Origin of the sequence: Meridianimarinicoccus marinus (assembly GCF_040689105.1) — a bacterium.
Lineage (GTDB): Bacteria > Pseudomonadota > Alphaproteobacteria > Rhodobacterales > Rhodobacteraceae > Meridianimarinicoccus > Meridianimarinicoccus marinus.
In genome coordinates this window covers 55,367-67,960 of sequence record NZ_JBFBVU010000014.1, presented here as the reverse complement: position 1 = coordinate 67,960, position 12,594 = coordinate 55,367, and the positions used below count along the sequence as shown (strand labels likewise).

Here is a 12,594-nt window from a genome sequence, read left to right as displayed (position 1 = left end):
CAGGCTCCGCTCGGTTTTACGGCAAAACCGCGGATTCCGTGCGGATTCCAAAATTTGTATGGATTTTGGATACATTATCCCGTATCGAATCAACCACCAACAATGGAGGCAAAAATGCTAAAAACAATGGCCGCCGCAGCGGCGCTCTCGCTGGTGTCGATGGCACCGACCTTCGCGGATACCCTGGATGATGTGGTCGATCGGGGCACGCTGCGCTGCGGGGTGGTTCTGGACTTTCCGCCGATCGGCTACCGCGATTCCAGGAACCAGCCCGCCGGATACGACGTGGACTATTGCAACGATCTTGCCGCAGCGCTTGAGGTCGAGGCCGAGATTCTGCCGGTGACCTGGGCCGAGCGTCTGCCGGTGATCGTGACCGGGCGCGCCGACGTGGTGTTCGGGGCCACCTCCGACAGCCTGGCGCGCGCCCGCACCGTCGGCTTTACCATTCCCTATGCCATCTATTACGCGCAGGGCGTCGTGAACAAAGACAGCGGCATCGAAAGCTTCGAGGACATTCGCGGCAAGCGCGTCGCCGCCGCCGTCGGCACCGTCCCCGAGCAGGAGTGGCTGAAGATCGCCGCCGAATGGGGCGAGGAAGGCAACTATCAGGGCTACCAGTCCGAGAACGAAGTGTTCCTGGCCGTCGCACAGGGCAAGGCTGACATCGGCATCACCACCAACACCGCCGTACTGCCGATCACCCAGCAGTATGACACCATCGACCCCGGCCCGCGGATGCCCTGGACCACCGATTACACCTCGGTCGTGGGCAAGCGCGAGGATGTGACCTGGCTGAACTATCTCAACCTGTTCATCACCCACCAGGTACGCAGCGGCCGCTACCAGGAGCTCTGGGGCAACTACGTCGGGGGCGAGGCACCCGAGCTGCGCATTCCCGGCGTGATGTACTGAGCCTTCCGTGAAACCTTCCCTGTCGGCACAGTCCGGCAGGGGTCCGGAGCACATCCCCCATGTTCGACTACAATTTCCACTGGCGGCCCGTGATGAAGAGCCTGCCGGATCTGCTGGAGGCGGCCTTGCTGACCCTGCAGGTCGCGGTTCTGGCGATGATCCTGGGCATCCTCATTGGCCTGTGCATGGCACTGATCCGGCTGCACATGACGGGTCCGGCGCGCTGGGTCGCGACGTCATGGGTCGAACTGGCCCGCAACACCCCGGCGCTGTTCCAGCTGTTCTTCTTCGGCTTCGGGCTGGGCGCCTTCGGCCTGCACCTGTCGCCCTATCTGATCGTGCTGACCGGGCTGACCTTCAACTGCGCGGGCTATCTGGCGGAAAACTTCCGCGGCGGCTTTCAGGCCGTACCCGACACCCAGGTCCGCGCCGCCCGCAGCCTCGGCATGACGCCCTGGCAGACCTATACGCGGGTGATCATCCCGCAGGTCTTCCGCATCGTCTATCACCCGATCACCAACCAGATGGTCTGGGCCGTGCTGATGTCCTCGCTGGGTATGCTGGTGGGCTTCCGCGAGCTCAGCGGCGAGACCCAGTTCTTCGCCAGCCGCACCTTCCGCATCTTCGAATATTTCGCCGTCACCGCCGTGATCTACTACGTCATCGTCAAGGTGATCCTGCTGGCCTCGCGCCTGCTGGCCACCCGGCTGTTCCGGTACTGAGAGGTCAGGATGGAAACCACGCAATCCTTCTTCAGCGGCTTCACTCCCTACGACCTTCTGTTTCTGGGCGAAGCGGCACTGCGCACGCTCTGGATCTCGGTGCTGTCGATCTCGATCGGCACGGTTCTGGGGGCGATCTTCGGCTGGATCCTCTACGAGGGCCGCTGGATCGCCACGCTGACCATCGCCCCGGTGCTCGACATCTTCCGGTCGGTGCCGCTGATCATCCAGCTGGTGCTGTTCTACAACTTCGCGCCCATCGTGGGGCTGAACCTGGATCCCTTCGCCTCGGGGCTGGTGATCCTGACGATTTACACAGCCGCACTGGTCGCCAATGTCGCCCGCGGCGGGATCGAAGCGGTGGGTCAGCCCATGCGCCGCGCCGCCCGCAGCCTTGGCATGACCTACTGGCAGGACCTGCGCCACGTGGTGCTGCCCATCGGCGGGCGCGCCGTCTTCCCCTCGTGGGTCGGGGTTGCGCTTGGCGTGATGAAGGACAGCGCGCTGGTCTCGGTGCTGGGCTATGTCGAGCTGCTGAAAGCCAGCCAGATCCTCATTACCCGGACCCAGGAACCCTTCCTGATCCTGACCGTCGCGGGCGCGTTCTATTTCGCATTGTCCTATCCGCTGTCCCGTTACGCCACGCATCTTGAAAACAGGTGGGCCCAATGATCTCCATCCGCGACCTTCACAAGTATTTCGGCTCTCTGCACGTTCTCAAGGGGATCAACCTGGACGTGGAAAAGGGCGAGGTGCTGTCCGTCATCGGTGCTTCCGGCTCCGGCAAGTCCACGCTGCTGTACTGCATCAACGGGCTGGAACCGATCCAGGGCGGCAGCGTCACCGTCGACGGCACCGATGTGCATGCCAAAGGCACCGACATCAACAAGCTGCGCCAGAAGCTGGGCATGGTGTTTCAGCAGTGGAACAGCTTTCCGCATCTGACCGCACAGCAGAACGTCGAACTGGCCCTGAAGATCGTCAAGAAGCTGCCACGGGACCAGGCCCGCGAGATCGCATTCCGTCAGCTCAACCACGTCGGTCTGGGCGACAAGCTGGATGTCTATCCCAGTGCCCTGTCCGGCGGCCAGCAGCAGCGTCTGGCGATTGCCCGCGCGCTGGCGATGGAGCCGACCTACATGCTGTTCGACGAGGCCACCTCGGCGCTGGACCCCGAACTTGTGGGCGAGGTGCTGGACACCATGCGCCTGCTGGCTGAGGAGGGCATGACGATGATCTGCGTCACCCACGAGATGGGCTTTGCCCGCGACGTGTCCGACCGGGTGGCCTTCTTCCACAAGGGCGTGATGGAAGAGATCGGGCCGCCCGCGCAGATCTTCGGCGACGCCCAATCGGAACAGACCCGAAAATTCCTCGCCAACGTGCGATGAGTCCTTTTCCTCTCTGACGCCGCCCCCTGGGCGGACTGACCTTCAAGTGAACGGAGCCCAAGATGTCCTCGAATATTTTCACCGGCACGATGCCGGCCCTGATGACCCCCTGCAACGACGACCGCACCCCGAACTTCGACGCCCTTGTGAAGAAAGGCCGCGAGATGATCGACGCGGGCATGTCGGCTGTGGTCTATTGCGGATCCATGGGCGACTGGCCGCTGCTGACCGACGAACAGCGCATGGAGGGCGTCGCCCGCCTGGTCGACGCCGGTCTTCCGGTGGTGGTCGGCACCGGCGCGGTCAACACCAAGTCCGCCGCCGCCCATGCCGCCCATGCCCAGAGCGTCGGTGCGGCTGGCCTGATGGTGATCCCCCGCGTGCTGTCGCGCGGCACCTCGGCCACGGCACAGCGGTTCCACTTCAAGGCCATCCTCGATGCGGCTCCGGACGTGCCGGCGGTGATCTACAACAGCCCCTACTACGGGTTCGCCACCCGCGCCGAGCTGTTCTTCTCGCTGCGGGCCGAGCACAAGAACCTGATCGGCTTCAAGGAATTCGGCGGCAAGGCCGACCTGCGCTACGCGGCGGAACACATCACCAGCCAGGACGATCAGGTGACCCTGATGGTCGGCGTCGATACCGAGGTCTACCACGGCTTCGTCAACTGCGGCGCCACCGGCTCGATCACCGGGATCGGCTGCGCCCTGCCGAAAGAGGCGCTGTTGCTGGCGCGCCTGTCCAAGAAAGCCGCCGAAGGCCACGCCGAGGCGCGCCAGCGCGCGCTGGAGTTGTCCGAAGCGATCCACGTGCTGTCCACCTTCGACGAGGGCCCGGACCTGATCCTCTACTACAAGCACATGCTGGTTCTGAACGGCGAGGACGACTATCGCCTGCATTTCAACGAGACCGACGCGCTGACCGATGCGCAGCGCAACTATTGCGAGCAGCAATATCACCTGTTCCGGACCTGGTTCGCCGATTGGTCCACTCAGGGCGGGATCATCGCCGAATGCATGTAGTCGACAGCCATACAGGGGGTGAGCCGACGCGGGTGATCCTCGATGGCGGCCCGGATCTTGGCACCGGGCCGCTGGCCGAACGGGCGCGGCGGCTGGCCCGCGATCACACCGCCTTCTGCAACGGGGTGATGCGCGAACCGCGCGGTCAGCCGGCCATGGTCGGCGCCCTGCTGGTGCCGCCCACCGATCCCGAATGCGTCACCGGCGTGATCTATTTCGATGCCGATGCGGTGCTGGGCATGTGCGGCCATGGCACCATCGGGCTGACGGTGACGCTGGCCCATCTGGGCCGGATCGCCCCCGGCACCCATCGCATCGAAACCCCCGCCGGGGTGGTCACCGTGACCCTGATCGACGCGCACACGGTGCAGGTCACCAACATCGAAAGCCGACGTGTGAAAAAGGCCGCGCAGGTCGTGGTGCCCGAGGTCGGCATCGTGACCGGCGATGTGGCCTATGGCGGCAACTGGTTCTTCATCGTCGAGCCCAGCCCGCTGCCGGTACGCCCCGACAACATTCGCGCGCTGACCGATCTGGCCGTCGCCATTCGCACGGCGGCCCATGCGCAGGGTGTCGGCGGCGGGCCGGAGACACCCATCGACCACGTGATCTTTCAGGACGAGGTGCCGGGATCGGACGTCCACAGCCGCAACTTCGTGCTGTGCCCAGACGATGCCTATGACCGCTCGCCCTGCGGCACCGGCAGTTCGGCACGCCTGGCCTGCCTGGCCGCCGATGGCCGCCTCGCTCCGGGCGCGGAGATCACCCAGCAAAGCGTCATCGGCTCGACCTACCGGCTGTCGTATCAGCCCGGCCCGACCGGCGGCGTGATCCCCACCCTGACCGGACAGGCCTTCATCATGGCCGAAAGCACGCTGGTCTTCGATCCGGAAGATCCGTTCCGAAACGGCATACCGACGGTGTCCGCCGGAAACGGCTGACACCACCTCCCCCACCATGGTTCCAACTCAAAAAGGTCTGAACATGAACAGGATGTCCACATTTGCAGCGGCGGGGATCACCCTTGCCATGACCGGCAGCGCCTTCGCGGCCGAGGTCGAATGGAAGATGACCGCCGCCGTGGGCGAAGGCTCGTTCCTCTACCAGAACTTCATGGAACGCTTCGCCGGCAACGTCGAAACCCTGACGCAGGGCCGGGTCGAGATCGAACCTTTCGGCGCGGGTGTCATCGTGCCCGCCTTCAAGGCCTATGAATCCGTGCAGGACGGTATTGTCGAGGCCGGCCATTCGACGCCCTCCTACCTGGTCAACCAGGATCCGACCAACGCGATCTTCGCCAGCTTCCCAGGCGGCATGTCCCCCGAGGCGACCCTGCACTGGGTCTATGAAGGCGGCGGTGAGGAACTGCTGCAGGACTTCCGGCGCGAGGACATGGGGCTGCACAGCCTTGTGGTCGGCATCGGCACCTCGGAAATCATGGCCCATTCCAACGTGAAGATCGACACGGTCGAGGCCCTGAAGGGCGTCAAGTACCGCACCTCGGGCGCCTTCGCGGCGGTCATGCAGGAAGACTTCGGCGCCATCCCCACCGTGGTCCCCGGCAACGAGATCTACACCCTGCTGCAACGCAAGGGTGTGGATGCGGTGGAATGGTCCACCCCCGGCGCCAACTTCTCGGAAGGCTTCCACGAGGTCGCGCCATTCCTGATCCTGCCCGGCGTGCACCAGCCGTCGTTCCTGTGGGAGGTGTTCGTCAAGCAGGAGACCTGGGACGCGCTCCCCGCCGACCTGCAGGCCCTGATCACCGCTGCCGCCAAGCTGACCACCTATGAAGGCTATACCCACTTCGGGAATGCCGACATCAAGGCCATGGCCGACTACCGCGATACCAAGGTCGAGATGGTGCTGATGGACCGCGCCGAGTCCGAGAAGATCCGCGAAGCGGGTCGCAACTGGGCCCGCGCCCGCGCCGCTGAGCAGGCCGAGGCCGGAAACCCCCGCACGCAGGAGGTTCTGGACAGCTACCTGGCCTACCAGTCGAACTGGGCCGAGAACTCGGTCTACCTGGTGCGCGACAGCGCCCAGTAAGCCCCTTTCCCCCGCGCAGGCCGGTCCACTCCCGCCGGCCTGCGCATCTCTCCCGGAGGCTGCCATGCAAAGATTCCAAGACGCCGTAGAACGACTGGCCAACGGGCTGGGGATCCTCGGTCAGTTGACCATTCTCGCCATGATCGCCTCGATGCTCTACGAGGTCATCGCCCGCTATGCATTCAACGCGCCCACGCTCTGGGCTTTCGACATTTCCTACATGCTGAACGGCTCCATCGTGTTTCTGGGCGCGGCCTATTCGCTGCGCAAGGAAGCCCATGTGCGCATCGACTTCCTGTCGCAGAAGCTGCCCCTGCGGGCGCAGCAGATCCTGAACGCGGCGGTCTATGCCTTCGTGATGGTGCCGATCACCGGGGCGCTGACCTGGGTGGCGGCAGGCAAGGCGTGGAAAGCCTTCCGGACCGGCGAGGTCGAGAACGTCAGCCCCTGGGCGCCGCTCATGTGGCCCTTCTACACGGTGATCGCCATCGGGCTGCTGGCCTTCTGCCTGCAATTCCTTGCCGAAGCCCTGAAATATGCACACGGCGAAAAACGCCCCGGCGAGACGCTTCCCGATGCGGGACCGGACGCCACTGCCGGACCGGAGTCCTGATCCATGATCCCCCTGTTGATGTTTGCCACGCTGTTCGTGCTGGTCTTTGCCGGGATCCCGGTGGCGTTTTCGATGATGATCGTTTCGGTCATCTTCGGGTACTCGGTCTTCGGCGACCTTCTGTTCCTGCAACTTTACGGCCCGCTGCTGCACACGGCATCGAACTTCGTGCTGGCGGCGATCCCGCTGTTCATCTTCATGGGCGCGGTGCTGGAACGCTCGGGCATTGCCCGGCGGTTGTTCCACGCGCTGCAATTGTGGCTGGGCGGAATGCCCGGCGGTCTGGCGCTGGCCACCATTGCCATGTGCGCGATCTTTGCCGCCGCCTCGGGCGTGGTCGGCGCGGTCGAGATCGTCGTCGGCCTGATGGCCATCCCGGCGATGCGTCGGGTCGGCTATCGCAATGACCTGATCGCGGGCACCATCTGCGCCGGCGGTTCCCTGGGCACGATCATCCCGCCCTCGGTCATCGTGGTGGTCTATGCCTCCATTGCGCAGCTTTCCATCGGCCAGCTGTTTGCCGCCTCGCTGCTGCCCGGCGCACTGATGGTCGCCTTCTTCGTGGGCTATGTGCTGATGCGCAGCCTTCGCCGCCCGCAGGATGCCCCGTCGCTGCCCCCTGAAGAGCGCGCCATGCCCATGGGCCGCAAACTGTGGATCACCGCCACCGCCCTGCTGCCGCCGCTGCTGCTGATCGGCATGGTTCTGGGCTCGCTTCTGGCCGGGGCCGCCTCGGCCACCGAGGCCGCCGCAGTGGGCGCCGCCGGAACACTGGTGCTGACTCTGATGTTCCGGGAACTGAACCTGACCATGCTGCGCGAGGCTCTTGGCGTTACCCTGCGCATCACCTCGATGATCATGCTGATCGTGGCGGGCGGCACCATGTTCACCAGCATCTTCGCGGTGACCGGCGGCAGCGGGCTGGTGCGCGATACGGTGGAGCTGATCGGCTATGGCAACGCCGGGCTGATCGCCTTCCTGCTGCTGGTGGTGTTCTTCGCGGGCTTCGTGCTGGACTGGGTGTCCATCGTGCTGATCTTCGTGCCGATCTTTGCACCATTGGTGCGCAGCGCCGGCATTGACCCGATCTGGTTCGCGATGCTGGTGCTGGTGGTCATCCAGACCTCCTATCTGACCCCGCCGATGGCGCCGTCGATCTTCTATTTGCGGTCGATTGCGCCCAAGGACATGACATATGGGGATATGTATCGCGGCGTGTTGCCTTTCGTGGCGGCGCAGGGGCTGGTGCTGCTGGCCCTGCTGCTGTTCCCCCGGCTGGCGACATGGCTGCCCTCGATCCTCGTTGGACTGTGAGACCCTGACATGACCCCCATGACCGCCCCCCAGGATGTCATTGTCATCGGTGCCGGTATCATCGGCATCTCGACCGCGCTGGAACTGACCCGGCATGGCCGCAGGGTGCGGGTGCTGGACCGCGCCGGTGTCGCGGCGGGGGCGTCGGCGGCCAGCGCCGGGGCCTTCGCCTTCACCGACATCGTGCCACTGGCCACACCCGGCATCATGCGCAAGGCCCCGAAATGGCTGATCGATCCGCAAGGACCCCTGTCGATCCCGCCCGCCTACGCGCTGCGCATCGCGCCGTGGATGCTGCGGTTCTGGCGGGCCAGTTGGCGTAACCGCTATGAGGCCGCGCTGGCGGCCCAGGCCCGCCTGATGACCCACTCCCGCGCCGCACTGGACCGCCAGATCGCCGATGTTCAGGGCGAGCCGCTGATGCAGCGCGACGGCCAGTTGCAGCTGTATGAAGGCGCGCGCGCGTTCGAGGCCAGTCGCGCGGGATGGGAGTTGCGCCGCCGTCACGGCATCGCCTTCGATCTGCTCGACAGCCCCGAGGCCATTGCCGAGATCCAGCCGGGGCTTCACCCAAGGTTCACCCATGCGGCCTTTACCCCGGACTGGCTCAACACCGTCGATCCGAAAACCTGGGCCGAACATCTGGCCGCGACCCTGCGCCAGCGCGGCGGCGCGATCACCCAGGCCGAGGTGCGCGCCCTTCAGCCCGGTCCCGACGGGGTGAAGGTTCAGACCGACACCGGCCCCCTCGTCGCGGCGCAGGTGGTGGTCGCTGCCGGGGCCTGGTCGCATCACCTGGCGCGCACCCTGGGCGACCGCTTCCCGCTGGAAACCGAGCGCGGCTACAACACCACCCTGCCGCCGGGGGCCTTCGATCTGCGCACCCATCTGACCTTCGCGTCCCATGGCTTCGTGGTCACGCGGATCAACGGCGGCGTGCGGGTCGGTGGTGCGGTGGAACTGGGCGGACTGAAGCTGCCGCCGAACTATCGCCGCTCCGAAATCCTGCTGCGCAAGGCCGAGGCCTTCCTGCCGGGACTGCGCACCGAGGGCGGAACCCAATGGATGGGCTTTCGCCCCTCAATGCCCGACAGCCTGCCAGTGATCGACGCCTCGCCACGCGCGCCGGGCGTGTTCTATGCCTTCGGTCACGGCCATCTCGGCCTGACCCAATCCGCCGGAACTGCCGAACTTCTGGCCGCCCTGATGCGCGGCGCGCCGCCGCCGCTGCCCCCGCACCCCTATTCCGCCGCCCGCTTCTGAAAGGAACGCTCCCGTGAAGATCACCAAGCTTAACGTCTACCAGGTGGACCTGCCCCTGAAGGAAGGCCGCTACAACTGGTCGAACGGCAATTTCGTCGAGGTCTTCGACAGCACCGTGCTGGAGATCCAGATCGACGAGGGCCTCTCGGGTTATGCCGAATGCTGTCCGCTGGGCTCGGCCTATCTGCCGTCCTTCGCGCTCGGCGTCCGCGCCGGGCTGGCGGAACTGGCCCCGCATCTGATCGGGCAGGACCCGCTGAACATCGGGCAGATCAACCGCACCATGGATGCTGCCCTGCGTGGCCATCCCTATGCCAAGGCGCCGGTGGATATTGCCTGCTGGGATCTGCTGGGCAAGGCCACCGGCCTGCCGCTGTACGTACTGCTGGGCGGCGCGGCGCAGGAAGATGTGGTGCTGTACCGCGCCATCAGCCAGGAAGACCCCGACACCATGGCGCGCAAGATCGAAGGCTATGCCGCCGAGGGCTATACCAAGTTTCAGCTCAAGGTCGGCGGCGACGCCAATGACGATATCGAGCGTATCCACGCCACCCGCGCCGTGCTGAAACCCAGCGATCTGCTGGTCGCCGATGCCAACACCGGCTGGACCCGGCACGAGGCGGCCCGCGTTGTCGGGGCCATCGCCGGGCTGGATGTCTATGTCGAACAACCCTGCCTGACCTACGAGGAATGCGTCTCGATCCGCCGCCGCACCGCCCTGCCCTTCGTGATGGACGAGGTCATCGACACGCCCAACACGCTGGTGCGCGGCATTGCCGAGGATGCGATGGATGTCATCAACCTGAAGATCAGCAAGGTCGGCGGGTTGAGCCGCGCCCGGCTGATGCGCGATCTTTGCGTCGCCCATGGCATCCCGATGACCATCGAGGACACCTGGGGCGGCGACATCACCACCGCCACCATCGCCCATCTGGCGCGCGCCACCCCGGCGGAGTTCACCTTCTCGGCCACCGATTTCAACAGCTACGGGACCGTGGACATAGCCTCGGGCGCGCCCGAGCGGGTCAATGGCCGGATGACCGCCGCCGACCGTCCGGGTCTGGGCATCACCCCGCTCTTCGACGCGCTTGGCGATCCTGTCGCCAGCTATTCCTGAGGTCCGGCCCCATGCGCAGCAGCAAGACCATCCACGTGATTTCGGCCCATGCCGAGGGCGAGGTCGGCGACGTGATCGTCGGCGGCGTCGCGCCGCCACCCGGTGACACGCTTTGGGCACAGCGCGATTTCATCGCCCGCGACGAAACCCTGCGCAACTTCGTGCTGAACGAACCGCGTGGCGGTGTGTTCCGCCATGTCAACCTGCTGGTCCCGCCGAAGAACCCCGAGGCCGACATGGGCTTCATCATCATGGAGCCGGAATACACCCCGCCGATGTCCGGCTCGAACTCGATCTGCGTGTCGACGGTGCTGCTGGACGGCGGCATCCTGCCGATGACCGAACCCGAAACCCGGCTGACACTGGAAGCGCCGGGCGGGCTGGTGCGGGTGCGCGCCGAATGTCGCAATGGCAAGGCCGAGCGGATCTTCGTGCAGAACGTGCCCAGTTTCGCCGGGCAGATCGGCGCGGCGCTGGAGGTGCCGGGGCTGGGACGGCTAACCGTAGACACCGCCTATGGCGGCGACAGCTTCGTAGTGGTGCAGGCCGTCGATCTGGGGCTGGAGATCACCGAAGCCAACGCCCGCGAGATCGCGCAAACGGGCACCCGCATCCTGGCGGCGGCGAACGAGCAACTGGGCTTCTCGCATCCTGAAAACCCCGATTGGGCGCATATCTCGTTCTGCGCCTTCTGCGGGCCGCTGGAACAGACCGCCACCGGCCTGCGGGGCGGTTCGGCCGTGACGATCCAGCCCGGCAAGGTCGACCGATCGCCCACCGGTACCGCGGTTTCGGCGCGCATGGCACTGATGCTGGCCAAGGGCGAGATGACGGCGGATCAGGAGTTCGAGGCGATCTCGATCATCGGCTCGCGCTTCACCGGGCGGGTGGCGGCGCAGACCAACGTGGGCGGGCGTCCGGCCATCGTGCCCGAGATCAGCGGCCGCGGCTGGATCACCGGCATCCACCAGCACATGCTGGATCCCGACGACCCCTGGCCCGGCGGCTATCGGTTGAGCGACACCTGGGGCGTGTGACCCGCCCCGCACCCCGGCCCGCCAGACGCGGGCCGGGGTGCGGGCGCTCACTCCAGCAGGGTCTGTAGGTCGCGGTGCAGCCCTTCGGAAATTTCCACATAGCCCCGCGCAAGATTGCGGGCGCGGGCGGCATAGCGGCGCTGCGACGGCAGCCGCGCGCCCTGGTCGACGATATCGGCAAACAGACGTTCGGCGCGGGCATCATTGGCGTCGGCCTTCCCGCCCGAAAATTGGTCGGGATCGAAAGCAAGGATGATCTGCCCGTGATAGGGCGCGGTGCCATCGGCGCCTGCGGCGGCCTGGCTCTCCTTGCTGGTCAGATCGTCGATCAGCGGGCCGGCCATCAACTCGATCATGATCGACAGCGCCGATCCCTTGTGCCCGCCGAAGGTCAGCATCGCCCCGTCCAGCGCCGCCTGCGGGTCGCGGGTCGGGTTGCCGTCGCGGTCGATGGCCACCCCTTCGGGCAGTTGCTTTCCGGCCCGCTTGTACAGCTCGATCTCGCCGCGCGCGAAGCCGCTGGTGGCAAAGTCGAAGGTGAAGGGCGTCTTGCCCTGCCGCGGCCAGCTGAAGGCCAGCGGATTGGTCCCCAATGTCCCACGCCGCCCGCCGGCCGGGGCCACCCAGGCATGGCTGGGCACCATCGACAGGCCGGCCAGACCGGCGCCCGCCAGATCCTCGACCTCGGGCCAGAGCGCCGAGAAATGGAAGCAGTTGTTCACCGTCAGCGCCGCCATGCCGTGGACCCGCGCCTTTTCGATCAGCAGCGGCATCCCGGCCTGCACCGCCAGCAAAGACATGCCGCCCCGCGCGTCGGCGCGCACGATGGCAGTGTCCGACGGCGCGATCCGCGGTGCCGCCGCGCCGTCGATCTTGCCATCGCGCATGGTGGCCGCGCACATGAACAGCCGGAACAGACCGTGCGACTGGCAATCGTCCAGCTGGCAGCGATGAAGCATCCCGGCAATGGCCCCGGCATGGGCCGCGTCATAGCCGCTGTGTGTCAATACGTCGGTCGCAAGACCGCGCACCTGGTCCAGGGTCAGTTTGGTTTTCGGCTCCATCCGGGTCTCCGCAGTGATTTCTGTATCCGGGATACAACATACTTGTCGTCGGTTCCATCCCAATCTCCAGACTCCGGCGTCGTTTCC

General features: G+C 65.8%; 13 protein-coding genes. 12 read left to right on the top strand and 1 reads right to left on the bottom strand.

Features of this window, described 5'->3' with window-relative positions; translation table 11 throughout:
• Positions 1-126: 126 nt before the first annotated feature.
• From AB0T83_RS12255 to AB0T83_RS12200, 12 genes are all read left to right on the top strand, one after another.
• Entirely contained in the window at positions 127-915 is a 789-nt protein-coding gene (locus AB0T83_RS12255; RefSeq protein ID WP_366193405.1) for a transporter substrate-binding domain-containing protein, read from the top strand.
• A gap of 59 nt (positions 916-974) precedes the next feature.
• Entirely contained in the window at positions 975-1,637 is a 663-nt protein-coding gene (locus AB0T83_RS12250) for an amino acid ABC transporter permease (protein WP_366193403.1), read from the top strand.
• Positions 1,638-1,646: 9 nt separating this feature from the next.
• Positions 1,647-2,309, top strand: coding sequence for an amino acid ABC transporter permease (locus tag AB0T83_RS12245; RefSeq protein WP_366193401.1), 663 nt, complete (start codon positions 1,647-1,649; stop codon positions 2,307-2,309).
• Positions 2,306-3,028, top strand: coding sequence for an amino acid ABC transporter ATP-binding protein (locus tag AB0T83_RS12240; protein WP_366193399.1), 723 nt, complete (start codon positions 2,306-2,308; stop codon positions 3,026-3,028). Before AB0T83_RS12245 ends, AB0T83_RS12240 begins: the two co-directional genes overlap by 4 nt.
• Before the next feature lie 62 nt (positions 3,029-3,090).
• Positions 3,091-4,050: a dihydrodipicolinate synthase family protein gene (locus AB0T83_RS12235; protein WP_366193397.1), complete on the top strand. Its 960-nt coding sequence runs from the start codon at positions 3,091-3,093 to the stop codon at positions 4,048-4,050.
• Complete coding sequence (locus tag AB0T83_RS12230; RefSeq protein WP_366193395.1) at positions 4,041-4,991, top strand: 4-hydroxyproline epimerase; 951 nt, start codon at positions 4,041-4,043, stop codon at positions 4,989-4,991. Before AB0T83_RS12235 ends, AB0T83_RS12230 begins: the two co-directional genes overlap by 10 nt.
• Before the next feature lie 52 nt (positions 4,992-5,043).
• Positions 5,044-6,099 carry a TRAP transporter substrate-binding protein DctP gene (gene dctP, locus AB0T83_RS12225; RefSeq protein WP_366193393.1) on the top strand — a complete coding sequence of 352 codons (1,056 nt, stop codon included), beginning with the start codon at positions 5,044-5,046 and terminating at the stop codon, positions 6,097-6,099.
• Positions 6,100-6,163: 64 nt separating this feature from the next.
• The gene (locus AB0T83_RS12220; RefSeq protein ID WP_366193391.1) at positions 6,164-6,712 is read left to right on the top strand and encodes a TRAP transporter small permease subunit; all 549 of its coding nucleotides are present in this window, start codon (positions 6,164-6,166) and stop codon (positions 6,710-6,712) included.
• A gap of 3 nt (positions 6,713-6,715) precedes the next feature.
• Positions 6,716-8,026, top strand: coding sequence for a TRAP transporter large permease (locus AB0T83_RS12215; RefSeq protein ID WP_366193389.1), 1,311 nt, complete (start codon positions 6,716-6,718; stop codon positions 8,024-8,026).
• 18 nt (positions 8,027-8,044) lie between these two features.
• A complete protein-coding gene (locus AB0T83_RS12210) occupies positions 8,045-9,289 on the top strand; it encodes an NAD(P)/FAD-dependent oxidoreductase (protein ID WP_366193447.1) in 1,245 nt (414 codons plus the stop codon).
• Positions 9,290-9,302: 13 nt separating this feature from the next.
• A complete protein-coding gene (locus tag AB0T83_RS12205) occupies positions 9,303-10,406 on the top strand; it encodes a cis-3-hydroxy-L-proline dehydratase (protein ID WP_366193387.1) in 1,104 nt (367 codons plus the stop codon).
• An 11-nt stretch (positions 10,407-10,417) separates the two neighbouring features.
• Positions 10,418-11,443, top strand: a complete 1,026-nt coding sequence (locus tag AB0T83_RS12200; protein WP_366193385.1) for a trans-3-hydroxy-L-proline dehydratase — start codon at positions 10,418-10,420, stop codon at positions 11,441-11,443.
• Positions 11,444-11,490: 47 nt separating this feature from the next.
• Here AB0T83_RS12200 and AB0T83_RS12195 read toward each other — a convergent pair whose 3' ends face one another.
• Positions 11,491-12,507, bottom strand: coding sequence for an Ldh family oxidoreductase (locus AB0T83_RS12195; RefSeq protein WP_366193383.1), 1,017 nt, complete (start codon positions 12,505-12,507; stop codon positions 11,491-11,493).
• Between the last annotated feature and the right edge of the window lie 87 nt (positions 12,508-12,594).